The 23,183-nt window shown below is 70.9% G+C and carries 22 protein-coding genes; 11 read left to right on the forward strand and 11 right to left on the reverse strand.

Annotated features, from left to right (window positions below):
• Window positions 1-40: 40 nt before the first annotated feature.
• The 3 genes from ACTXG6_RS28810 to ACTXG6_RS28820 all read left to right on the forward strand — a co-directional run bounded on the left by ACTXG6_RS28810 (window position 41) and on the right by ACTXG6_RS28820 (window position 2,421).
• Window positions 41-685 (forward strand): helix-turn-helix transcriptional regulator, encoded by a 645-nt coding sequence (locus ACTXG6_RS28810; protein WP_445182535.1) that lies wholly within the window; start codon window positions 41-43, stop codon window positions 683-685.
• Window positions 682-1,824 (forward strand): aminotransferase class I/II-fold pyridoxal phosphate-dependent enzyme, encoded by a 1,143-nt coding sequence (locus tag ACTXG6_RS28815; RefSeq protein ID WP_445182536.1) that lies wholly within the window; start codon window positions 682-684, stop codon window positions 1,822-1,824. Before ACTXG6_RS28810 ends, ACTXG6_RS28815 begins: the two co-directional genes overlap by 4 nt.
• A gap of 72 nt (window positions 1,825-1,896) precedes the next feature.
• Window positions 1,897-2,421, forward strand: coding sequence for a hypothetical protein (locus ACTXG6_RS28820; protein WP_445182537.1), 525 nt, complete (start codon window positions 1,897-1,899; stop codon window positions 2,419-2,421).
• Between the two features lie 48 nt (window positions 2,422-2,469).
• Here ACTXG6_RS28820 and ACTXG6_RS28825 read toward each other — a convergent pair whose 3' ends face one another.
• Window positions 2,470-3,204 (reverse strand): glycosyltransferase, encoded by a 735-nt coding sequence (locus tag ACTXG6_RS28825; protein WP_445182538.1) that lies wholly within the window; start codon window positions 3,202-3,204, stop codon window positions 2,470-2,472.
• Window positions 3,205-3,466: 262 nt separating this feature from the next.
• On the opposite strand from ACTXG6_RS28825, the gene ku reads away from it, so the two are divergent.
• The gene (gene ku / locus ACTXG6_RS28830; protein WP_445182539.1) at window positions 3,467-4,453 is read left to right on the forward strand and encodes a non-homologous end joining protein Ku; all 987 of its coding nucleotides are present in this window, start codon (window positions 3,467-3,469) and stop codon (window positions 4,451-4,453) included.
• Window positions 4,454-4,489: 36 nt separating this feature from the next.
• On the opposite strand, the gene ACTXG6_RS28835 is transcribed toward ku, so the two are convergent.
• Window positions 4,490-5,347: an SGNH/GDSL hydrolase family protein gene (locus ACTXG6_RS28835; RefSeq protein WP_445182540.1), complete on the reverse strand. Its 858-nt coding sequence runs from the start codon at window positions 5,345-5,347 to the stop codon at window positions 4,490-4,492.
• 310 nt (window positions 5,348-5,657) lie between these two features.
• Here ACTXG6_RS28835 and ACTXG6_RS28840 point away from each other — a divergent pair, with 310 nt between their 5' ends.
• On the forward strand, window positions 5,658-6,407 hold the full coding sequence (locus tag ACTXG6_RS28840; protein WP_445182541.1) for a hypothetical protein: 750 nt from the start codon (window positions 5,658-5,660) through the stop codon (window positions 6,405-6,407).
• 559 nt (window positions 6,408-6,966) lie between these two features.
• Here ACTXG6_RS28840 and ACTXG6_RS28845 read toward each other — a convergent pair.
• Window positions 6,967-8,388: an alpha,alpha-trehalose-phosphate synthase (UDP-forming) gene (locus ACTXG6_RS28845; protein WP_445182542.1), complete on the reverse strand. Its 1,422-nt coding sequence runs from the start codon at window positions 8,386-8,388 to the stop codon at window positions 6,967-6,969.
• A gap of 55 nt (window positions 8,389-8,443) precedes the next feature.
• The gene (locus tag ACTXG6_RS28850; RefSeq protein ID WP_445182543.1) at window positions 8,444-9,079 is read right to left on the reverse strand and encodes a hypothetical protein; all 636 of its coding nucleotides are present in this window, start codon (window positions 9,077-9,079) and stop codon (window positions 8,444-8,446) included.
• A 240-nt stretch (window positions 9,080-9,319) separates the two neighbouring features.
• Here ACTXG6_RS28850 and ACTXG6_RS28855 point away from each other — a divergent pair, with 240 nt between their 5' ends.
• Window positions 9,320-9,982 (forward strand): hypothetical protein, encoded by a 663-nt coding sequence (locus ACTXG6_RS28855; protein ID WP_445182544.1) that lies wholly within the window; start codon window positions 9,320-9,322, stop codon window positions 9,980-9,982.
• 99 nt (window positions 9,983-10,081) lie between these two features.
• On the opposite strand, the gene ACTXG6_RS28860 is transcribed toward ACTXG6_RS28855, so the two are convergent.
• The 5 genes from ACTXG6_RS28860 to ACTXG6_RS28880 form a co-directional block, all read right to left on the reverse strand.
• A complete protein-coding gene (locus tag ACTXG6_RS28860) occupies window positions 10,082-11,611 on the reverse strand; it encodes a DHA2 family efflux MFS transporter permease subunit (protein WP_445182545.1) in 1,530 nt (509 codons plus the stop codon).
• 127 nt (window positions 11,612-11,738) lie between these two features.
• Complete coding sequence (locus ACTXG6_RS28865) at window positions 11,739-12,782, reverse strand: adenylate/guanylate cyclase domain-containing protein (RefSeq protein WP_445182546.1); 1,044 nt, start codon at window positions 12,780-12,782, stop codon at window positions 11,739-11,741.
• Window positions 12,783-12,888: 106 nt separating this feature from the next.
• Window positions 12,889-13,554, reverse strand: a complete 666-nt coding sequence (locus ACTXG6_RS28870) for a MadR family response regulator transcription factor (protein ID WP_445182547.1) — start codon at window positions 13,552-13,554, stop codon at window positions 12,889-12,891.
• The gene (locus ACTXG6_RS28875) at window positions 13,551-14,828 is read right to left on the reverse strand and encodes a MadS family sensor histidine kinase (protein ID WP_445182548.1); all 1,278 of its coding nucleotides are present in this window, start codon (window positions 14,826-14,828) and stop codon (window positions 13,551-13,553) included. The genes ACTXG6_RS28870 and ACTXG6_RS28875 overlap by 4 nt, the downstream gene beginning before the upstream one ends.
• On the reverse strand, window positions 14,825-16,033 hold the full coding sequence (locus ACTXG6_RS28880) for an iron-containing alcohol dehydrogenase (protein ID WP_445182549.1): 1,209 nt from the start codon (window positions 16,031-16,033) through the stop codon (window positions 14,825-14,827). Before ACTXG6_RS28880 ends, ACTXG6_RS28875 begins: the two co-directional genes overlap by 4 nt.
• 321 nt (window positions 16,034-16,354) lie before the next feature.
• Between ACTXG6_RS28880 and mdo the strand changes: the two genes are divergently transcribed.
• From mdo to ACTXG6_RS28900, 4 genes are all read left to right on the forward strand, one after another.
• On the forward strand, window positions 16,355-17,647 hold the full coding sequence (gene mdo / locus ACTXG6_RS28885; RefSeq protein WP_445182550.1) for an NDMA-dependent methanol dehydrogenase: 1,293 nt from the start codon (window positions 16,355-16,357) through the stop codon (window positions 17,645-17,647).
• A 93-nt stretch (window positions 17,648-17,740) separates the two neighbouring features.
• A complete protein-coding gene (locus tag ACTXG6_RS28890) occupies window positions 17,741-18,952 on the forward strand; it encodes an AAA family ATPase (protein WP_445182551.1) in 1,212 nt (403 codons plus the stop codon).
• Between the two features lie 11 nt (window positions 18,953-18,963).
• On the forward strand, window positions 18,964-20,520 hold the full coding sequence (locus ACTXG6_RS28895) for a VWA domain-containing protein (protein WP_445182552.1): 1,557 nt from the start codon (window positions 18,964-18,966) through the stop codon (window positions 20,518-20,520).
• A gap of 228 nt (window positions 20,521-20,748) precedes the next feature.
• Window positions 20,749-21,054: a DUF2795 domain-containing protein gene (locus tag ACTXG6_RS28900; protein WP_445182553.1), complete on the forward strand. Its 306-nt coding sequence runs from the start codon at window positions 20,749-20,751 to the stop codon at window positions 21,052-21,054.
• Between the two features lie 21 nt (window positions 21,055-21,075).
• Here the strand turns inward: ACTXG6_RS28900 and ACTXG6_RS28905 are convergent, their stop codons facing one another.
• Window positions 21,076-21,828: a ferredoxin reductase gene (locus ACTXG6_RS28905; RefSeq protein WP_445182554.1), complete on the reverse strand. Its 753-nt coding sequence runs from the start codon at window positions 21,826-21,828 to the stop codon at window positions 21,076-21,078.
• Entirely contained in the window at window positions 21,798-22,397 is a 600-nt protein-coding gene (locus tag ACTXG6_RS28910) for a sulfite oxidase-like oxidoreductase (RefSeq protein ID WP_445182555.1), read from the reverse strand. Before ACTXG6_RS28910 ends, ACTXG6_RS28905 begins: the two co-directional genes overlap by 31 nt.
• A 92-nt stretch (window positions 22,398-22,489) precedes the next feature.
• Here ACTXG6_RS28910 and ACTXG6_RS28915 point away from each other — a divergent pair, with 92 nt between their 5' ends.
• Window positions 22,490-22,948 (forward strand): TOBE domain-containing protein, encoded by a 459-nt coding sequence (locus ACTXG6_RS28915; RefSeq protein WP_445182556.1) that lies wholly within the window; start codon window positions 22,490-22,492, stop codon window positions 22,946-22,948.
• The last annotated feature ends 235 nt before the right edge of the window (window positions 22,949-23,183 follow it).

Below are 23,183 nucleotides of genomic sequence, written 5' to 3' on the forward strand. Positions count from 1 at the left end.
CGTCTGGACTATTCGTCCAGCCTGGACGTATTGTCCAGGCATGGAGACGACCACCGACGCCGCTGACCCATGCGTGCGGATGTGGTCGCCGGCGTGCCAAGCGGTGGCGCTCCTGCTCGGCCCGTACGCCGAAGTGGTGCTGCACGACGCCGCGCGGGACCGGGTGCTCGCCATCTGGAACCCGATGACCACCCGCGCTCCTGGCGACCCTTCCCTGCTGGGCGAGCTGGACCAGCTGGAAGCGTCCGCCCACGACGTCTACGGCCCCTACGAGAAGCTGCTGGCCGACGGCCGACGTCTCTCCTCCGTCAGCGCGGTACTCCGGACCCCGGACGGGCAGCCCTCCGCCGTGCTCTGCGTGAACCTCGACCGCTCGCCGTTGGAGCAGGCCGCCGCGCTGTTGGCCGGCTTCGCCGCTCCCACCGAGGCCCGTCCGGAGGCGATGTTCGAGCAGGACTGGACCGAGCGCGTGCACCAGATCATCGGCGCTTTCGTCCGCGCTCGCGGTCGCCCGGTCGAACGCCTCGGGCGCGACGACCGCCTCGCCGTGCTCACCGAGCTCGACCAGGCCGGCGTCTTCGCGGTTCGGCGTGCGGTGCCGGTGGTCGCCAGGGCCCTCCAGGCGTCGCGCTCGACCGTCTACGCACTCCTGGCCGAGCTCAAGCAGCAGCGGAGCGAGTCATGAGCCGACTGCCCGACTTCCGGCTCGAGACGTACTTCTCCCGCTGGGAGTTCTCCGCCCGCCACCACCTGACGGCTTCCGACGCGCAGACCATGACCATGGCCGAGCTGCTCGACCTGGCCGACGACGCGGACCGTCGCGCCTGGGAGACGCTGTCCCTCGGCTACACCGAGACCTTCGGGGACCCCGCGCTCAGAGAGGCGATCGCCGGGACGTACCGCACCGCCGAGGCAGCTGACGTGATCTGTTTCGCCGGCGCCGAAGAGGGCCTCTACCTGGCCATGCAGGTCCTGCTGGGGCCCGACGACCACGCGGTGGTGATCACTCCCAACTACCAGGCGGCCGAGACCGTGCCTCGGTCGCTGTGCGCGGTCAGCGGGGTCGCCCTGGATCCGGGCCGGGACTGGGCACTGGACCTCGACGAGGTGGCCGCGGCGATCCGGCCCAACACCCGGGTGGTGTCGGTCAACTTCCCCAACAACCCGACCGGCAAAGTCATCGCGGTCGAGGAGCTCACCCGGCTGGCGGCGCTGTGCGACCAACGGGGGATCCACCTGTTCAGCGACGAGGTGTACCGGGGCTTGGAACGCGACCCGTCCCGCACCCTGCCACCGGCCGCGGATCTGTCGGAGCGGGCTCTGTCGCTCAACGTCACCTCCAAGTCGCTGGGCCTGCCCGGGCTGCGGATCGGCTGGCTCACCTGCCGGGACCGGAAGCTGCGCTCCCGCCTGGAGCGGGCCAAGCACTACACCACGATCTGCAACTCGGCCCCGAGTGAGATCCTCGCCCGCATCGCCATCAAGGCGCGCACCCGGATCCTGGATCGCAACCGCGCGATCATTGCCGCCAACGTGCCGGTGTTCGACGCCTTCTTCGCCGAGTTCCCCGACCTGGTCGACTGGCGGGGCCCGGACGGTGGTTGCGTGGCCTACCCCCGGTACCGCGGTGCCGACGGGGTGGAAGCGTTCTGCACGGACCTCGTCGAGGAGGCCGGGGTGCTGCTGCTGCCGGCGAGCATCTACCGCTCGGAGCTCACCGACACCCCCGCCGACCACTTCCGCATCGGCGTCGGGCGCCTCGCCCCCGAGCCTGCTCTGGACGCGTTCGGGACCTGGTTGCGGGCCCGCCGCGGCGGACGCTGACGGCCGTACGCGACGACCGAGATCGCGGCCGGTTGGCTCGTTTGCGGTGCCCACCGGCGGGAACCCAATCCGATGACGCAATTACCCTGGTCGCGGCCGAGCCTGCTCGGCATCTATCTCAATGACCACCTGGCCGGTTCCACCGTCGGCGTCGAGCTGATCCGCCGGGCGGCGAACAACCAGCGGAGCGAACCCTGGGGTCCGCTGCTGGCGCGGCTGGCAACCGAGATCGCCGAAGATCGCGATGCGCTGCTCGACATCATGCGGGTACTCGAGATCCCGATCCGGACGTACAAGGTGTACGCCGGCTGGATCGCCGAGAAGGCCGGGCGGGTCAAGCTCAACGGCCACCTCCTGAGCCGGTCCCCGCTGAGCTCGGTGACGGAGCTGGAGGGCATGCGGCTGGGTGTCGAGGGGAAAGCGTCCGCCTGGCGTACGTTGCGCACCCTCGCCGAGCACGACCGCCGGCTGGACCGCACCCGCCTGGACGACCTGCTGGCCCGCGCCACCCGGCAGGCCGAAGAGCTGGAAACCGCCCGGACGCAGGCATCGGAGCTGGCCTTCAGCGGCGGGACACGGCGCGACCAGGCCAGCTGAGCGCGCCGCGCCGGAACCAGTCCGCGTTTCACTGATCAACGGGGCCACCTACGCCACGTTCTCCGACCCCACTCGCGATTGCGCGTCGGTCTGCAACGACCGGAGCAGGTCGGCCACCCCTCCCGCCGCGCGGCCGCGTGTTCGAGCGCTGGTACGGACCCGCAGGTCGGTCGGCTGACGCAGCCGGCAACCGGCCTCCGACATCGCCTGCCACAGCTGTCGCTCCTCACCGTGGCCCCACGCCGGGAAGCCACCGCAGCGCAGGTACGCGTCGGCCCGCACCCCCAGGTTCGCCGCGTAGACGTGGTCGTGCGACCGACCGCGCATCCCGTCGGCCAGGATCGCGCGGTAGCGCGACCGGGCGTGAGCGCTCAGACCCCGCTCGTCCGCCAGGTCCGCCAAACCGGCTACCCCGTGCACCCCGGCCGCCGCGTAGCGCAGTTGCTCGACCGCCCACCCGGGCGGCACCGCGGTGTCGGCGTCGGTGCTGAGCAGCCAGATCTGCTCGGGCCGCGCCGGGTGCAGCCTGCGCAGGAGGTCGCGCACACCGAGGTCACGGACGAACCCGACGCCGGCGCCGAGCGGGCGGTGCGCCACCCGCAGGACCCGGGCACCGGGCCAGCCCCGCAGCTGCCCGGCGGCCAGCGACGGCGTCCGGTCCTCGCAGCGGTCCAGCACCACGGCGACCTCGACACGAACCTCGGCCGGCAACCGGCCCAGCGCCCCGCGCACACTCCGCAGACAGGCGGCGATGCCGGCCTCCTCGTTGTGTGCGGGAACCACCAGTCCAACAGCGTGAATCACTGGCACCTCTCGCTGGTCGTCGTGCGTACCCGCCCGGGGCGGCGGGCCCCTCGCGCACTGTCCGCCCGGTACGGCGGCATACCCGCCCACCGCCGGCTTACCCCTGCGGCGCGGGAGGTCCTGTTGCCGGCCGATCAGTGGGCCAGCGGGTCGCCGACCTCGCGTGCGACAGCGCGTTCACCCGACGCGCCGAACGGGTACGCCGAACCGGGTTGTGGTTCATCTCAGGAGGTTGGTGGCGATGGCACGGGCGATCTGGACCGGCTCGATCACGTTCGGGCTGGTGTCCATTCCGGTGGGGCTCTTCAGCGCGACCGAGGACCACACGGTCCACTTCCACCAGTTCCAGCGCGACACCTCCGATCGCATCCGCAACCAGCGGGTCAACGAGCGGACCGGCAAGGAGGTGGAGTACGGCGACATCGTCAAGGGCGCCGATGTCGGCGACGGCGAGCACGTGATCGTCGAGCCCGACGAGCTCGACTCGATCGCGCCGGGCCGCTCGCGCACCGTCGAGATCACCGACTTCGTCGATCTGGACGAGATCGACCCCCTCTACTTCAACAGGACGTACTGGCTCGCGCCGACCGGCGACCAGCACACCCAGCCGTACCGGTTGCTGCTCGAGGCCATGACGCGCACCAACCGCGCCGCGATCGGCACGTTCGTCATGCGTGGCAAGGAGTACCTCGCCGCGATCCGGCCCGACGGCGACGTCCTGGCCCTGGAGACGATGTTCTTCGCCGACGAGGTCCGCGACCCGGCCAAGGAGCTGGACAACATCCCAGAGAGCGGCGCGGCGAAGGGCAGGGAGCTGGACATGGCCACCCAGCTCGTCGAGTCGATGAGCGGGCCGTGGCGACCGGACAGCTACCGCGACTCCTATCAGGACCGGGTGCGGAAGCTGATCGAGGACAAGCGCCGCGGCCGTGAGATCGTGACCGAGCCTGAGGGTCCCGAGCCCACCGAGGTGTCCGACCTGCTCGCAGCCCTCGAGCGCAGCGTGTCCGAAGCCCGGGGCCGGGGCGGAGCCGGCAAGCGCGGCGGTGGCGGCGGTGGTGGTCGCACCGGCGGCTCGTCCGGACGGACCGACCTGGCGGACGCGACCAAGAGCGAGCTGCTCGAGGTGGCCCGCGAGCTCGATATCCCGGGCCGTTCGCGGATGAAGCGTGCGCAACTGGTCGAGGCGGTCGCCGACGCGCGCCGGAAGGCCAAGCGCGCGTCCTGACCCGGACTCGCGGACGGACGGAGACGCCGGGCACTCCTAGGGGACCGCGCCCAGCGCTTCGACCACCTGGTAGGCCGTATTGCGCATGCTGAGCGCGTTGGGGTGGAACGCGGCCGCCGGCGATGTGGGGTTCCGCCCCTCGATCCACCGACTCCCGGCCGGGGTGCAGATGTCGTGACCGGTACTGCTTTCCGCCGTGTCCACGAACCGTGCGCCGGCGACGCCCGCCTGGGTCCGGAGCATCGCGTTGAGCGACTGGAACGTCTGGTTCAGGTACGCGGTGTCGCCCGCGCTGAACGGTGCCTCCGGACAGCCGCCCGCCGCGGCCGGGAAGAGTGTCGGATAGCCGACGAGCAGCACCTTCGCACTGGGTGCCCGCTCCTTGATCCGCGTCAGGACGGCGGCCACCTTGGGAGCCGTTGCCGCGATGCGCTGGGCCAGCAGGTCACTCCCGGAGCGGTTGAAGTACGCGCGGCAGGCCGCGCCCCCGGGTTGACCGGCCGACCGGGACAGGCACTGGTTGATGATGTCGGTGAAGCCGATGTCGTTGCCGCCGATGGTCACTGTCACCAGGCGGGTGCGGCTGGTCACCGCGTCCAGTTGGGGCGGGTTGGGGCCGGTGCGGGTGGTCTGCGGCGCGGTCATGTTCCCGGTGGTGGCGCCGCCGCAGCTGGCGTCGGTGAAGGCCGAGGCGTGCACCGCGGCGCGCACCAGCGACGGGTAGTCGTTCGACGATCGACCGCAGGACAGGGGCACCCCGGTCGTCGACGGGATGCCGGGGCCGGCCACGTAGGAGTCCCCGAGCGCGACGTACTGACCGACGGCGCTCATCGGCAGCGCGACGCCTCGGCCGTGGCCGAGCACGACCGCCAGTACCCCCGTCGCGACAACCACAGCCGCGACAACCACAGCCATCGCGAGCCGAACACCGGTGTGTCGCATGCTGGTCTTCCCGATCGGGCCGATACTGGGCCAGCGATACCCGGTCAGCTACCCCGCGAACCCTGTCCCCCGGCACCGGATCAGCACCGCGAGCGGGAAACTAACTTGCCCCCGACCAGCTGACCACACGCCGACAAAGAGCAACCTATGTCCCCCGATGAGGGGGTTCTGAAGGGGCCAGTCGGGTGGCGCCTCGCCTTCCAGGTGACTGTCAGCTAGAAATCGCTGGTCTTGTTGTGTCGGTCAGGAGGTGTCACGGGTCGTGGCCAACTCTGATCCCGAGCACGGTGATCAACCTGAACGGATCGAGATCACCGTTGCCGAACTGCTCGCCCAACGCTCCGGCTCCGGCACCGCGCCGACACGGCGGCCCACCCGTCACGCCGACACCGTCTTCGGGCGGTTGTCGCCGCGCCGCAGGGCGGCCGTGACCGCCGGCGCGGTGGTCGCGGCCGGCTCGGTCGTGGCGACCGCCCTCTTCGGCCCCACCCACCTGTTCCGCCCCAGCGCTCCGGTCCCGACCGGCTCGCACGACCCGGACGGCGGCCATCCGAACACCGGCCCACCCGCGCTACCGCATCCGGCGCCGCCGTCCGATACGCACGGCCTCGGCGACCTTCCCGATGCGCTGAACCCTCGCCCGACACCGCCCTCGGCACTGCCGACACGCGCACTGCTGACCGCGCCGGACCGTGCTCGGCGGGCTGCGGCACCGGGCCGCGCCGGGCAGGTACGAACAGCGGCCGGCAGCCATGCCCGATCCGGCTCCCGCGACGGCACGAACAACGGCGGGAGCGACGACGGAAGCGGCGGTTCGAGCAGCCGCTCCGGCGGCGGCTCGAGCGGCGGTGGAACGTCGGGTCGCACGATCGGCAGCGTCGGCGGGGGCGTCGTCAGCGTCGGCCCCGCGAGCGTCCCGCTCGACGAACCGACAGAGGAGCTGAGCGAGCTGACGAACGACAACCCGATCGCCCCGGCTGGCTCGGCATTGAGCAGCCTGACCAGGCTTTAACGGCCCGCCACGAATAGCGACTTCACAGATACAACAGCTCGACAACCACAAGAACGTGAATTCTCGACAGAGCGTCACCCAGTCAAGTGTTAATGCACGATAGATCACCCTTACGTGGCTATGAACCGATCAGGTGAGTGGGTTCGAGTGGCTTTCCGTGACGATGAAGCCCTATTGTTCCAAAGCGTGACTGCAACGCCGATCTATGACGAGCTGCGGGCCGGACGGGAGGCGCCCAGCCCGAGGAGGTCCCGCGGGTGGCGGGCGGCGCTGGCCGACGGCCGCCCGGTCGGCAATGTGGTTCGGGCGCTATCCACCCGTCCCGGCCTTGGCGGGCGCCACCGTAAGCCACTCGATGACGCCGCCCACGGCGATCTCGCGCGCATGGAGACATCCCGCCGGTGAATGAGTGCCCGGCCCCTTCGAAATCGTGGAAAAGCTTGCGGATTGCGGTGTGATCCTCCTTGAGCAGGACGATTGCGTCAGTCGACATGAAAACGCCCTCATGCGGCCGCCATTGGATCGCTTGCTGCCCAGCATTCCCCGTGTCCACCGGCCGTTACCCGGGTGACGCCATTGCCGCGTCGGGGTCGAGCGCGTCCAGGAACGACCGCGCCCAGCGGTCCACGTCATGGCTCAGTACCTGGCGACGGAGGGCGCGCATCCGGCGGCGGCCCTGCGCCGCGGGCATGGTGAGTGCCTCGTAGAGGGTGTTCTTCACCCCGTCGAGGTCGTGTGGATTGACCAGGAGCGCCTGGTTCAGCTCGATGGCGGCGCCGGTGAACTCGGAGAGCACCAGTGCGCCGGACAGGTCGAACTTGCAGGCCACGTACTCCTTCGCGACCAGGTTCATGCCGTCGCGCAGCGGGGTCACCAGCATGACGTCGGCGGCAACGAAGAAGGCGGCCAGCTCGTCGCGGGGCAGCGACTGGTGCAGGTAGTGCACCGCCGGGTGGCCGACCCTGGCGAACTCGCCGTTCATCCGGCCCACGGTGAGCTCGATGTCGTCGCGCATCTTCTGGTAGGCGTCCACGCGCTCGCGGCTCGGCGTCGCGATCTGCACCATGACGGTGTCGGCGGCGTCGATCCGCCCGTCGACCAGCAGCTCGTGGAACGCGATGAGGCGCACGTTGATGCCCTTGGTGTAGTCCAGCCGGTCCACCCCGAGCACCACGCGCTTCGGGTCACCGAGCTCGGTGCGGATCTCGGCGGCTCTGGCCCGCGTCGCGGGTTCGCGGGCCAACTGGTCCAACTCGCCCGAGTCGATCGAGATCGGGAACGCCCCCATCCGCACGGTGCGTCCGCCGTAGTCGATCTCTCGGGTCCGTCCGGTCGCAGTGGCATCGGACAGGTGGGTGGCCAGCCACCGGAAGTTCCGTGCCCCGCCCAGGGTGTGGAAACCGACCAGGTCCGCGCCGAGCAGCCCCTCGACGATCTGGGTCCGCCACGGCAGCTGCATGAACAGCTCGGTGGGCGGGAACGGGATGTGCAGGAAGAACCCGATCCGCAGGTCGGGGCGCAGCTCCCGCAACTGACCCGGTACCAGCTGCAGCTGGTAGTCCTGGATCCAGACGGTGGCGCCCGGCGCGGCGACCTTCGCGGCGGCCTCGGCGAACCGCTGGTTGACCCGGACGTAGGTGTGCCACCACGTCCGGTCGTAGATCGGCGGGACGATGACGTCGTGGTACAGCGGCCACAGCGTGGCGTTGGAGAAGCCCTCGTAGTACTCGGCGACCTCGGCGGCCGACAGCCGCACCGGGTGCAGGACCACGCCGTCCTGCTCCAGCGGCTCCACCTCGACGTCCGGGACCCCGGGCCAGCCGACCCAGGCGCCGTCCCGACCGCGCAGCAGTGGCTCCATCGCGGTCACCAGGCCGCCGGGACTGCGCTTCCAGGACTTGCCGCCGTCCTCGTCCACCACCAGGTCGACCGGCAGCCGGTTGGCCACAACGATGAAATCGGAAGCGCCCGTGTCGTCCACGGCGGCCGACCTTACGGCCTGGACCGCCCGCTGTCCTGCTCTGTCAGTCTCGGACCTAGGGCGACGCGCGGTGGGCCCGCTTCGGGCGGCCGGCGTCGGTGCACGATGTCCCGACTCCGGCCGGGCACTGGTGCGCCGGCTCGCCGGTCGCGGCGGCGGGGGACGTGGCCGCTGCCGGCGGCGTCGCGCGGGTCGGTGTTGCCCCGGCGGCCGAGGCCGGCGAGTCGGGAGTAGCTGATCCGCCGGTCGCGGCGGCGGCATCCGAGGGTGCCGGGTGCTCGCGGGTGGCCGGTGCCGTGGTCGCACCGCGGCGCGCGGCCGGCGAGCGGCTCGAGTGTTTCGCCCTGCTCGCGGACGGGGCGTGCCGCTCCCTGGCGGCGGACGACGCATGTCGGGCCCGTGGCGTTGACGCCAGCCGGGACGCGGTGTCCGGCCCGGTCAGGCCCGCCGCCACGGCCGGTGAGGCACCTCGAGGTGTGGCCGACGGGTCGGGCATCGTGAAGATGGCGGGCGAGGATCGCGCCGGAGCGGCCGGGGCGGGCCGCGGCACAGCGGGGGCGACCGCGGGCGGGATCGGCGTCATCAGGTTCGCCGAGCCGAGGCCGAGTGACTCGACCCCGACACCGATACCGAGCCCGCCGACCAGCATCAGCGGGACCGCGACGATCAGCTGGTGCACAGTGTCGCGCACAGGATCCCCCCGGTCTCGAGCTGGCCAGGGCTTCGTTGTACGTCCTCAACTACCTCAGAAGCCACACCCGTCACACGAACGGTGCGCCAGGTTGCCGCGCTGGATCACCCGTTCAGCCGCACCGTCCAGTGCCGGGTAGGTCGCGGACGGGGGTCGAGCAGCGGTCGAGGTTTGGCGACTCCCCAGACGGGAACGCACCACTCAGAAGAGTGAGTCAGAAATCACAGAGGAGGTAGGACAATGGGGTCCACCACGGTCGTGCTGATCATCGTCGTCGTCGTGCTGCTCGTCGCGGCGCTGGGGTTCGGCGCCATGCTGCTCAAGCGCAAGCAGTCCGAGAACCTGCGCAAGCACTTCGGGACCGAGTACGAACGCACCGTCGCCGAAACCGGTGACCGCAAGGCCGGTGAGTCCGAGCTCCGGGAGCGCCAGCAACGGCGCCGCGAGCTGGACATCCGTGACCTGCGCCCGGAGGAGCGCAGCAAGTACCAGGAGTCCTGGAACTCGGTCCAGCGCGACTTCGTGGACGACCCGGCGCGCGCGATGGACAGGGCCGACGAGCTGGTGGTCGCGATCATGCGCACCAGGGGCTACCCGGTCGACGACTTCAACCGCCGCGCCGACGACATCTCGGTCGACCACCCGAACGTCGTGCGCCACTACCGCGAGGCACGGTCGGTCCGGGACGCCTCCTCCGACGGCTCGGTGGACACCGAGAGGCAGCGGGGCGCGCTCACGTCCTACCGGTCCCTCGTCGAGGAGCTGCTCGGCCGCGACCGGACCGCACAAGCCGACGGACGCGGAACCGGCACCGGAGAGACCGACCACCGCGAGCACCGGGCGGACACCGACGACCGCGACCGCGGGGCCGACAACACCGAGAGGGCCCGCGAGCGGCGCTGAACACCGCCCTGTGTCGAACCCGTCTCGGCGCCGGCCGGCGCCGAGACGGCCCTCGGGGGTGTTCGACCCCGACGAAGACACGCCCGCCTCGGCGGCGGCCTACATCTCGACGTGCACCGGTTCGCTGGACGACCCGACCCGCCCCGAGCGGAGTGTCAGCGCCAACGCCATGCCCGCCACACACAGGATCCCGACCACATAGAACCCGTTGTTGTAGGTCTCGGTCAGCACGCTCAGGTTGGTGGTCTGGTAGAGGCCGTACAGCCCGCCGGGGCCCCCCTCGGCCGCCGCCGCCACCCCGGGCAGTGCCTGGGCGCCGCCGGAGAACAGCACCCCCCGGTCATGCATCATCTGCGCCGCGTCGGACGCACCGAGGCTGCTGAACACAGCGACCGCGACGCTCGAGGCCACCCGCTGCATGACGTTGTTCATCCCGCTGCCGGCACTGGTCAGCGCGGCGGGCAGCGCCGAGACGCCGGAGGCGAAGATCGGCATCATGGCCAACCCGACACCGACGTTGCGGATGAAGGTCCAGATCTCGAGCTGCAGGCGCGGGGTGTCCGGGGTCATCCCGGCCATCAGGAACGAGCCGTACGCCATGATGGCCAGCCCGGCCACCACCGGCCAACGCGGCCCGAACCGGTCATAGATCCGCCCGGCCACCGGCATGAGCACCACCAGGACGAGGGCCGCCGGGACGAGGACCAGGCCGGCGTCCAGAGCCTGCATGCCCTGGACCACCTGGAGGAACTGCGGCAGGAAGTACAGCACCGCGAACAGGCCGGTGACAGCGATGCCGAGCAGCAGGATCGAGTTGGTGAAAGCCCAGACCTTGAAGATCCGCAGGTCGATCAGCGGGTTGTCCACCTCGAGCTCGATGATCACGAATAGGGCGAGGCTGAGCGCGCCGGAGACGACGAGCATCAGGATCGGGTAGGAGCCCCAGTGCCACTTCTGCCCCTTCGACGTCGCCAGCAACAGGGCGAACAGGCCGTAGGCGATGGTCAGGAAGCCCCACAGGTCGAACTTCGGCCAACTGGTCGGCCGCAGCCGCGGGAACACCACGATCGCGGCGATGGTGCCGAGAATCCCGATCGGCACGTTGATGAAGAAGATCAGCCGCCAGTCGACGTACTGCACCAGCCAGCCACCCAGCACCGGGCCGACGGCCGGGGCGACCACGACGCCGAGGCCGTAGATGCCCATCGCGGAGCCGATCCGCTCCCGCGGCACGACCTGGTAGAGCATGGTCAGGCTGACCACCGGCAGCACCCCACCGGGGATCGCCTGCAGCACCCGGAAGACGATCATGCTGTTCAGGTCCCAGGCCAGACCGCACAGCGCGGACGCCAGCGCGAACCCGATCATCGACAGGATGTAGAGCCGGCTCAGCCCGAGCCGTAGGCCCAGCCAGCCGCTCAGCGGCACCACGATGCCCAGGGCCAGGGTGAACCCGGTGACGATCCACTCCACGTTGTCGGGCGCCGCGTTCAGTTCGACCTGGATCTTCGGCACCGCGACGTTCACGATGCTGGTGTCCAGCACCGACATGAACGCGCCCACGATCAGCACGGACAACGGCAGCAGCCAGTTCTGGCTCTGTGTCTTCTCACCTGTAGCGGTCGACAACGCGTACCTGTCCTGCTCGTGGCGACGATGCGGCGGTACCGGGTCGGCGCCGACCTCGATGTGTTCCGCCCGCTTCGCTGGCAGAGCGCTTCGCGCACCCCCCAGGTCAACCACGCGACCTCGCCGTTTACTCCGCCGAGGTGTGCATTTCTTCGCCCTCCCCGCGCCTGAGCAGCCAGGGCTGCAGGTGGGAGAACCCGCGCACCGACACCCGCCGCAGTCTCTTCACACGGAAGCCCGGCTCGTCGCCGATGGCGGCCGCCAGCTCACGGTCGACGAGCACCGTGCCGGGCTGGGCCAGCGCGGTGAGCCGGCTGGCCAGGTTCACCACGGTGCCGTACACATCACCGAGGCGGTGCAGCACCGGGCCGTAAGCGAGACCTACGTGCAGGTCCGGGCGGCCGTCGAGCGCGCTGATCCGCTCCGCGAGGCCGAGCCCGATGTCGGCCGCGTCCCGTGCGCTGTCGGCGGTGAACATGATCTCGTCGCCGATATTCTTGATCACTCGGCCGCCGTGCTCGATCACCACCGACGATGCGCTCGCCTCGAACGCCTCGAGGAACTCGTCGAGGCGGGCCTCGGCCAGGCCCCGGCTCAGGCTGGTGAACCCGGCGACGTCGGCGAACCCCACCGCGAGCGGCGCCGTCTCACCGGGCCCCGTACCCGAGGCCACCATGCGGTTGCTGGCGGCGAGCAGGTGCCGGCGCCACACGTAGCGCTGCAGCCGCTCCACCCCGGGGATGAGCGCGGCGGCGGCGGCCAGTCCGGACTCCGTGGTCACCTCGCGGTCCGCCGCATCGGCGTCGGCCACGACCAGCTCGCGCAGCATGCCCACCTGCCACTCGGTCAACCGTGCCATCGCCTGGCCCATCGCGCGGGTCAGGGACAGCTCGACGCCGACGTCGCCGACGCCGGCGTTGCGCAGGCCGGCCACCGCGCGCAGGGCGTCCACGTCGGCATCGGTGAACACGATCTCGTCGTCCCCCGGTGTGGCGAACCCCAACGACCGCCACAGCGCGCCCGCCCGCTCGACGCCGACGCCGGCCCGCTCCGCGCACTGCACCCGGGTGTAGCGCGGCTCGCCGCCCAGCAGCAGCTGCTCGGCGCTGGGTGTCCCGGACGGGGCGTCCGCCGTCCGCTCCCCCGACTCCTGCCCCGGCCCATCCCCCACCGCGCACCTCCCGATCGCCGGCCCCACCCCTGAGTCGTGCCGGGCACAAGCTACTGCCTCGTGAGTGGCCAGCGTTGTCAGAGCAACGCTGGCTAGCCATCACGACTCAGAGCAGGCCGAGTTTGCTCGCGGCGTACACCGCCTCGGCGCGGCGACTGACCAGCAGCTTGCGCATCAGGTTGCCGACATGGAACTTCACCGTGGTCTCCGAGATGTACAGCTCGCCGCCGATCGCCCGGTTCGACAGGCCGCGCGCGAGCAGCCGCAGCACCTCCAGCTCACGGTCGGTCAACTGCTCCCGGTCCGCACCCGCGCCGTTGAGGGTGCGGACCATGGCCGAGGCGCTGCGCGCGTCGAACGCACTCTCGCCCCGCGACACCGCCCGGATCGCCCGGACCAGCTCCGTGGTGTCCACGTCCTTGACCACGTAGCCCCGGGCACCGGCCTGCACGGCCCGCACCACCAGTCGGTCCTCGGTGAACGTGGTCAGCACCAGTACCCCGATCCCGGGGTGCGCGGTGGTGAGGGCCCGGCACAGGTCGAGTCCGTCGGTCTGCGGCCCGGCGCTCAGCTTCAGGTCCAGCAGCACCACGTTCGGCCGGGCGTCCAGCACGGCGGCGGCCGCCCCGGCGGGGGTGGCGGCCTCCCCGACCACCCGGAGGTCGTCCTCCCGTTCGAGCACCGCCCGCAAACCCTGGCGCATGATCGAGTGGTCGTCCACCAGCACGATGCGGATCGGTGGCCGGCGGGCCCGGCCGGTCGTGACGCTCATTCCGCTGCCCCATTGGCCTCGGGCCGCGCCGGCACGCTGACCTGAACCTGCAGGCCGCCAAGCCGTGCCCTGGTCAGAGTTAGCGAACCGCCGAGCTCACGCGCCCTGGCCTGCATGTTCGCCACTCCCCGATGTTCGCCGGACGGGCAGGAGCTCGCCGCCCGCAGCATCCGACGGACCTCCTCCGGGCTGCCCCGGCCGTCGTCGGACACCGAGAGCACCACCCGGTCGTGCCGATAGGACAGCCGCACCAGGGCATGCCGGGCCTCGGCGTGCACGGCGGTGTTGAACAGTGCCTCGCCGGCGATCCGGAACAGCGACTGCTCGGCCGCGGCGGGCAGCGCGACCGGGTGCCCGCCGATCCGCACCTCGACCCGCAGCTCGTCGGGCAGGTGCACCCCGCAGAGCCGCTCCAGCATCGCCGGCAGGCCGTTGTCCCCCCGCTCGTCGTCGCTGAGGGCGTAGATCGCGGAGCGCAGCTGTTCGACTGCCCGGCGGGTCAGGTCCTTGGCGGTGTCCAGCCGCGCGCGCAGCCGGGGATCGTCGACCTCACTGCGGCACAGCTCGATCTGCATGCCGGCGGACAGCGCGTACTGGGTCACGCTGTCGTGCAGCTCGCGGGCGATCCGGTGCCGCTCCTCGTCGAGCACCTGGTGCTGGCGGGCCAGGAAGAGCTCTTCCTGGGTGCGCTGCAGCTGCAGGTTGCGCTCGCCGAGGTTCTGGAAGAGCGCGCAGTTGCGCAGCGCCGCCGCGGTCTGGCCGGCGAGGATGCGCAGCACCGACTCGTCGGTGCCGTCGATCTCCCGGTCCAGCGTGGTCCAGGCGGCGAACCCGCCGACCACGGCGTCGCCGAGGGTGACTGGCACGTGCGCGTGGCGCCGGCGTTCCTCGCCGTGGTGGTCATCGTGGAAGGTGCCGGCCCGTACCGCCCGGATGTGTCCGCCGATCTCGTCGGGCACCGCCGTCCAGTCGGTCACCTCCGTCCCGGTCGGGCCGAGCACCAGGTGCCTGGGTTCGGCGTCCGGCATCTCGCCGTCGACCAGCGCGAACACCACCCAGCGAGCGCTTAGGTGCTCGGCGGCCGCGGTGACCACGGCGCGGACCAGCGCCTCGGACCCGTCCACGGTGCACACCAGCGCGGCCGAGATCCGGTCCAGCGCGTGGATCACCCGGCGAAGGCGCTCGGCGGAGTGCCGGTACTCCGGGTAGAAGGACGGCTTGCCGGAGCGGATACCGGTCAGTGCCTCCAGGTCCGGTGCCGGGCGGCTGCTCACAGCGCGGCCCGGAACAGCGCCTCGATGTCGGCCACGGACGTCGAGCGGGGGTTCGTGGACAGGCACGCGTCGGCCATGGTGAACTCGGCCAGCCTCGGCACATCGGCCTCGGAGACGCCGAGCTCCGCCAGGCCCTTGGGTACGCCGACGTCGTCGGCCAGCCGCCGCACCTCCTCGGCCACCAGCTCGGCGGCCTCCGCACCCGGGATGTCCGCCCGGGGCGACAGACCCATTGCCAGCCCGATCGCCCGGAACCGAGCCGGCTCGGCCGCCCCGTTGAACCGGATCACGTGCGGCAGCAGGACCCCGTTGACCACGCCGTGCGGCAGGTCGAGCAGGCCGCCGACCTGGTGGCTCATCGCGTGGGTGGCACCCAGGATGGCGTTGGTGAAGGCCAGCCCGGCCTCGAGCGCCGCCTGCGCCATGCACGTCCGCGCCGCCGAGTCGCCGGGGTGGTGCATCGTGCGCGCCAGGTTCCCGTTGACCAGCGAGATCGCATGCAGCGCGTGGTTGTCGGTGAGCGGGTTGTGGGCCCTGGACACGTACGCCTCGACGCCGTGCGTGAGCGCGTCCAGCCCGGTGGCGGCATTCAGCTCGTCCGGCATGGTGGTCAGCAGCCTGGGGTCGATCACCGATACGTTCGGCACCAGGGCGCGCCCGATGATCGTTATCTTGGTCCGCCGCGCGGTGTCGGTCACGATGCAGAACTGCGAGACGTCCGCCCCGGTGCCCGAGGTGGACGGCATCATGACCAGCGGCGGGATCGGGCAGGTGACCTTGTCCACCCCCTCGTAGTCCAGGATCGAACCGCCGTTCGCGGCCAGCAGCGCGATCCCCTTCGCCGCGTCGATCACCGAGCCGCCACCGAGGCCGAGCACCACGTCGCAGCCCTCGGCGAGGTAGTGCTGGAAGCCGGCCGCGATCTCGTGGTCCTTCGGGTTCGGCGTGACGTCGTGCCAGACCTGTGGCCGCAGGCCCGCGTCCCGCAACTGGGCGAGCAGCTCGTCCGGCCACCCGGCGGCCATCAGGCCGGGGTCGGTGACCAGCAACGGCCGTCGACCACCCAGCCGCACTGCCGCGTGCGCCCCCTCGGACAGGGCGCCGGAGCCGAAGACGATCTCCGGGGCATGGAACTTGGCCAGCCGGGGCGGCACCGGGTCTGGCTGCGGCGACAGCTGGCCGGTGGGCACCCCGTCAGATGCCACGCTGTCAGCTGGCCGCGCCTCGCCGATGAGGACCACGGTGCCCTCCTGCCGTCTCGCCCCCGCACCCGTCACCGCCGCGCGACCGGGGTGAGCCAGGTTACAAGAGAACTGGGCCCGATTATCCCGTTACGGCGGCGTTGAAACCCCTCCGCCCGTGACCGTCCGCCCTACCGGAGAGCCAGGTACCTACCCGACCGGACAGGTTCGGCCCCCTCGGCAGCGACGGTTTCCCGGCGCGACGCTGTCAGCCGGGTCACAGGCCGCCCTACCGTCGCCGGCCAGGAACTCGCACCCCCACCATCGGCTCGAGAGAGGACCGCAATGCAGGTCGACGAACTCCTCAAACCGTTCCCGATCAAGGAATTCCACCCGTTCCCCCGGGCGCTGCTCGGCCCGGGCGGCCACGAGCTGATCGGCCCGGAAGCGCTGAAACTGGGCTTCAAGCGGACCTTGGTGATGACCTCCGGCCTGCGCGGCTCGAACATCGTGGAGAAGATCACCGAGTCGATGAAGTACCACGGCCTCGAGGTCGTGGTCTACGACAAGGTGGAGTCCAACCCCAAGGACTACAACGTCATGGACTCCGTCGAGCTGTACCAGCAGAACAACTGCGACAGCTTCGTGTCCATCGGAGGCGGCTCATCGCACGACGCCTGCAAGGGCGCCCGGGTCTCGGTGGCGCACGACGGCCGCAACGTCAACGAGTTCGAGGGCTTCAACAAGAGCGAGAACCCCCAGAACCCGCCGCACATCGCGGTGTCCACGACGGCGGGAACCGGGTCCGAGACCTCGTGGGCCTACGTCATCACCGACACCACCACCGACCCGGACAACCCGCACAAGTACGTCGCGTTCGACGACTACTGCGTGACCTCGCTGGCCATCGACGACCCGGTGCTCTACTACGACTGCCCGATCGACTACACCGCGCAGTGCGGCTTCGACGTGCTGGCGCACGCGTCCGAGCCCTACGTGTCCCGGCTGAACTTCCAGCCCTCGCTCGGCAACGCCCTGCACGCGATCAAGCTGACCGCACAGCACCTGCGCGCCGCGGTGTGGAACGGTCAGGACCTGCCCGGCCGCGAGGGCATGATGTACGCCCAGTACATCGCCGCGCAGGCCTTCAACTCCGGCGGGCTCGGCATCATCCACTCCATCTCGCACGCGGTCAGCGCGTTCTACGACACCCACCACGGGCTGAACAACGCGATCGCGCTGCCCCGGGTCTGGGCGTTCAACATGCCGGTGGCCTACGAACGGTTCGCCGACATCGCCGAGGCGATGGACATCGACACGCACGGGATGACCAAGGTGCAGGCCGCCGAGGCCGCGCTCGCCGCGTCGATCCGGCTGCTGCGCGACGTCGGGATCCCGGAGCGGTTCGTCGACGTCACGCAGAGCAGCTACTCGAAGAACCGTCTCGGCACCGGGCCGACCAAGTTCTACGAGAACGCCCGGGTCATCAGCGGTGACGAGGCCGACGTGGAGCGGATCACCAACCACGTGCTCGGCGACGCCTGCACCCCGGGCAACGCCAAGGAGTGCACCTTCGAGACGGTCCGCCCGGTGGTCGACCACTGCATGAACGGCGACCTGGACGACCTATTGAGCTAGGGCTAGTCGTGGTTCACGATTCGGGCAGCGGATCCGCCGCGGTGGGTCCGCTGCCCGGTCAGTTTCGGGAGACACTCGGCGGATCGGAGCAGCATGCCGGAGTTCGACTCGGTACCCAGCGTCGTCGACGCGCTGGGCGCACGCGGCTACATCGCCGACACCCGGCTCGCCACCACGGTGTACCTGGTGACCCAGCTCGACAAGCCGATGCTCATCGAGGGCCCGGCCGGCGTGGGCAAGACGGAGCTGGCCAAGGCGCTTGCCAAGATCACCGGCCGGCGACTGCTGCGGCTGCAGTGCTACGAGGGCCAGGACGAGACGAAGGCGCTCTACGAGTGGGACTACGGCAAGCAGCTGCTCTACACCCAGATCCTGCGGGAGAAGATCGGCCAGGTGGTTGCGGACGCCCCGGACCTGCGGGACGCGGTGGAGCGGATCGGTGCACAGGAGAGCGTGTTCTTCTCCGAGCGGTTCCTGGCCTCGCGCCCGCTGCTGGAGGCGGTCCGCTCGCCCGAGCCGGTGGTGCTGCTGATCGACGAGGTGGACCGGGCCGACGAGGCACTCGAGGCGGTACTGCTGGAGACCCTCGCCGAGTTCCAGGTGTCCGTGCCCGAGGTCGGCACGTTCGTCGCCGAAAAGCCGCCGTACGTCGTGCTGACCAGCAACAACACCCGAGACCTCTCGGCCGCCCTGAAGCGCCGCTGCCTGCACCTGTTCCTCGACTACCCCACCGCGGAACGCGAGCTGGAGATCGTCCGGTCCAAGAGGACCGGGCTGCCGGACGCGCTGGCGGCACAGCTGGTGGACATCGTGCGGGGACTGCGCGAGCTCGAGCTGCGCAAGGCCCCGTCGATCTCCGAGACCATCGACTGGGCCCGCACGCTGGCCGTGCTCGGGGTGAGCGAGCTGACCGCCGGCATCCTGTCCGACACCGCGTCCGTCGTCGTCAAGTACGACAAGGACGTACGCAAGACGATCTCCGCACTACCCCGGCTGGTCGACCCGAACGCGAAGGTCCCGGAGGCCGGCTCCGAACGGGGCCACGGCCACGGGCACGGTCCCGGTGAGCACGACCACGGCGAGCACAGCCACACCTCGAACGGCCGGCCGGAGCGGGACGCGGAGGAGGTGGACGGCCGTGCGGTGCGGGCCGGCAAGGACGCGCCGGGCCGCCACGGTCCCGGCTACTACCGGACCAAGGACTCCAGCCAGGCGGACACTGAGCCCGGCCCGCCGCGACGGGTCACCGCGGACCGGGGAGCCCGCAGCTTCGGCGCCAACCTCGGCCGCCGGCGCGCACTCTAGGAGGGGCCGCGATGGAAGCTGCCCTGCACCGCTTCATCCGGCTGCTCCGACTGCGCCAGGTGCGTATCTCGGTGTCCGAGGCGCTCGACGCGATGACCTGCGCGGCGCAGCCCGGAATGCTGGCCGACCGCGAGGTCCTCCGCCACGCCCTGCGGGTTGCGGTGATCAAGGACCGGCGGGACGAGGAGATCTTCGACGAGATCTTCGATGCCTTCTTCTCGCTGGTCAAAGTCGGTCCCACCGACACCGGGCACGGCCACGGGCACGGCCACGAGGACCTCGCCGACGGCGGGACCCTGGACGAGTTCACCCTGTCCGAGGAGCCCAGCGAGACTCCGCAACAGGGCCACACCCACGGCAAGCCGGTCGACATCCGGGACTTCTTCGACCCGGACGACCTGGCCCAGCAGTACAACCTGCACCAGGAGGCCAACAAGATCGACCTGGCCGCGATGACCGACGAGATCGTGCTGTCGAAAGAGAGCACAGGTAACACCCCCGACGGCGCCGACCAGCACCGGGTGCAGATCGAGACGGACCGGTTGCACGGCGCCGGAGCACCCGGCCAGATCTCCCAGCAACAGGGCACCAAGGTAGATGCCGACCTGTCCGTCGCCGAGCAGGAGGCGCTGCTGGGGTGGCTGAACGAGGTCGAGGAGGACCACGCCGCGCAGGACGGCACCGAGGACGATGCCGCCGCACTGCGCCGCCGGATGACGGGGGTGCTGGCCGGTCTCCCCGAGGCGCTCAAGCGGCACCTGGAGGCGCTGCTCGCGCTGGAGCAGCGGGTGGTGGAGCACGCCGAGGCGCGGGAGACCGCCGAGGTGGACCGGGTCGGCGAACACGAGCGGATGGAGCTGGAGGAGTCACTGCGGCGCCTGGCCCGCTCGCTGCACGGCGGGCTGACCCACAAGCGCCGGGTGTCCAGCCGAGGGCGGATCGACTCGGGCCGCACGATGCGCCGCAACATGCGCTTCGACGGCATCCCGTTCGCGCCGGTGACCGTGCGGCGCGCGGAGGACAAGCCAAGGCTGGTGATCCTGGCCGACGTCTCGCTCTCGGTGCGGGCCACCGCGCGGTTCACCCTGCACCTGGTGCACGGCCTGCAGAACCTGTTCGGCCAGGTCCGCACCTTCGCGTTCGTGGCCGACCTGGTCGAGATCACCGACCTGTTCGAGGATCACCCGGTGGAGCAGGCGCTCGGTCTCGTGTTCGGCGGCTCGGCCGGCAGCGGGGTCCTGGACGTCGACGCCAACTCCGACTACGGCGCGGCGTTCAGCACCTTTCACGAGGACTTCGGCTCGGCGGTCAACCGGCGATCCACCGTCATCGTGCTGGGCGACGGCCGGGGCAACGGCAACTACCCGAACCTGGAGGCCTTTGCCGAGATCACCCGCAGGGCCCGGGAGACGATCTGGCTCACCCCCGAACCGCGCTACTCGTGGGGTCTCGGCGGCTGCGACCTGCCCGACTACGCCGAGTACTGCAGCCGGGTCCGGGTGGTCCGCGACCTGACCGGACTGGAGAGCGCGGCGCGGGAGATGGCGACGGAGCTGACAGGACGCTGAGGCGATCGCGACCAGCGGCTAGGCCGATCAGCGGCCGGGACTACACCGATCGGCGTAGCAACCACCCTATTGCCCGCATAGAAACACGTTGTTAACGGTGAGGCCGCGGAGTTAACGGCGTGAGTCAGGCAGGCTTCGATCGAGCTCGAGGTGCTCCACGCCCGGGTGCTGTGGCCGCCCAGAAGGTATGCGGCCACACCCGGGAGTGTTGTAGGCGGAGGTGAGACCGTGATCGAGAAGTCGCGCTGGTACAAGGTCGCGGCAGGTGTGTACAGCGAGGACATCGCGCGGTTCGACCGGGCGCTGCGCGGGCTGCACTACCCGGCCGAGAAGTGGCAGCTGATCGCTCACGCGGTGCAGGCGCACGCCGACCAGGACCCGGCGGACCTACGCACGATCCAGCAGTTATGGGCATTGCCGGCCGGTCGGTACTCGAACTTCTCCCAAGTCCTTGGCGGGGCCGCACGAACCGCCCGCGGCCACCCCCGCCGACCCGGGACGGACACGACGCCGGAGCAGCAGCCGGCACAGTAGCCGTCCAGGGCGGGGTTCGGGTCAGTCTCCGGTAGGGCCGAAGCGTTCGGTTCGGATCCGGCCCGGGTCGTGGCCGAGCTCGACGAGCAGGTCGGCGGTGGTCTCGACGAAGCCGGTCGGGCCGCACACGTAGCAGCTCGGTTCGAACTCCGCCGGCCAGCCGCCCGCGTGCAGGTCGGCCGCGTCGATGCGCCGCGCCGGCCGGGCCGCGCCACGCGGGGTGGACCGGGTGTAGAGGTAGCTGATGTCCAGGCCACCTCGGCCCTGTCCCAGCTCGGGCTGGTAGTACCGGTCGTCCGGCGTGCGCACCGAGTACACCAGCCGGAACGGCACCCGGCTGCCGGCGTCCCGGCGGACCCGGACCATCGCCATCAGCGGCACGATGCCGGAGCCCCCGGCCACCAGCAACACCGGCGCGGGGTCCTCCGGGTGCCACACGAACCAGCCGCCGACCGGCCCGCGTAGCTCGACCTCGTCGCCCGGCTCCATCGTGTCGGCCAGGTAGGGCGAGACCTCGCCGTCCGGTACCCGCGCCACGGTGAGCTCGACACGGTCACCGGCCGGCGCCGAGGCCATCGAGTAGCTGCGCTGGGTGCTGTAGCCATCCTCGGCGGTCAGCCGCACGTCGACGTGCTGCCCGGCGAGGTGCCCTGGCCACCCGGGCACGTCGAAGACCAGCGTGCGGGCCGCCTCGGACTCGTCGCGCCGCTCGACCAGCCGGGCGACCAGCCACCGCAGGCGCCCTAATCCCCCTGGTACCGCTGCTCGCGCCACGGGTCTCCGTAGTCGTGGTAGCCGACGGACTCCCAGAACCCCTGCTTGTCCGTCACCCGCAGCTCGATCCCGCGCACCCACTTGGCCGACTTCCACAGGTACAGGTGTGGGACCAACAGCCGGGCGGGGCCGCCGTGCTCGGGCGTCAGGTCCTTGCCGTCGAACTGGTAGACGATCCATGCCTGGCCGTCGAGCAGGTCCCGCAACGGCAGGTTGGTGGTGTACCCGCCGTAGGCGTGCACCAGCGCGAACTCGGCCGCCGTCTCCACGTCGGCCAGCAGGGTGCTCAGCGACACGCCCTGCCAGTGGGTGTCGAACTTGGACCACTTGGTCACGCAGTGCAGGTCCACCGTCGGGCGCTCGGCCGGCAGCGCCAGCAGGTCCCGCCACGACCAGCGGTGCCGGGTGCCGGTCTCGGTGGAGATGACGAACTCCCACCGCTCGCGGGCGACCTTCGGGGTCGGGCCGGCGGCGAGTACCGGGAAGTCCTCGGTCAGGTACTGGCCGGGCGGGAGCTTCGAGTCCGACCGCCTGGGCCTGCCCTTGAAGCCCCTGGACACGATTGCCATCGCGCCGCCCCTCCCGCCCACGGCGCTCGGACCGAGCCCGCCCGCCGGCCAGCGTAGCGGCCCTGGGAGCCGGCGGATCTATGCTCTCGCGCGTGCCCCAGTTCAGGATCTCCCAGGCCGCCGAGCTCCTCGGGGTCAGCGACGACACGGTCCGGCGCTGGGCGGAGACGGGGACGTTGCCGGTGGAGCGGGACGCATCCAACCGCCGGGTCATCGACGGCGTCGCGCTCGCCACGTTCGCCCGCGCGCACGCCCGCGCCGCGCCCGACCCGTCGCCGGTGCGCACCTCCGCACGCAACCGGATGGTCGGCCTGATCACCTCGGTGGTCGCCGACCAGGTCATGGCGCAGGTCGAGATCCAGTGCGGGCCGCACCGGGTGGTGTCGTTGATGAGCAGCGAAGCGGTGCGCGACCTCGGCCTGGAGCCCGGTTCCCTCGCGGTCGCGGTGATCAAGTCGACCAATGTCGTGCTCGAGACCCCGAACCCGCCGACCGGCTCAACCGACCGGCGCGCGGGCCAGGACAACAACGACACCACCGCCACCGAGTAGCCACGCGGGGCCGCGGCTGGCGCCGGTTCTCTGTTGCCGAGAGCTACGTCGGGGGTCCCGAGCATGATCAAACCCCGCTGACGTAGCACTCGATGTGCCCACCTGGCGGACGCTCGCCGACCACGAGCAGCGCACGCCCACCACGTACGGCGCCCACCACGTACGGCCGCGCACGGACCGAGGAACCCGTCCGTTAGAGTCGGGCCACCAGAGTTCGGCGGCACCCGCAGCATCC

The sequence above is a fragment of the Pseudonocardia sp. Cha107L01 genome (assembly GCF_052566575.1).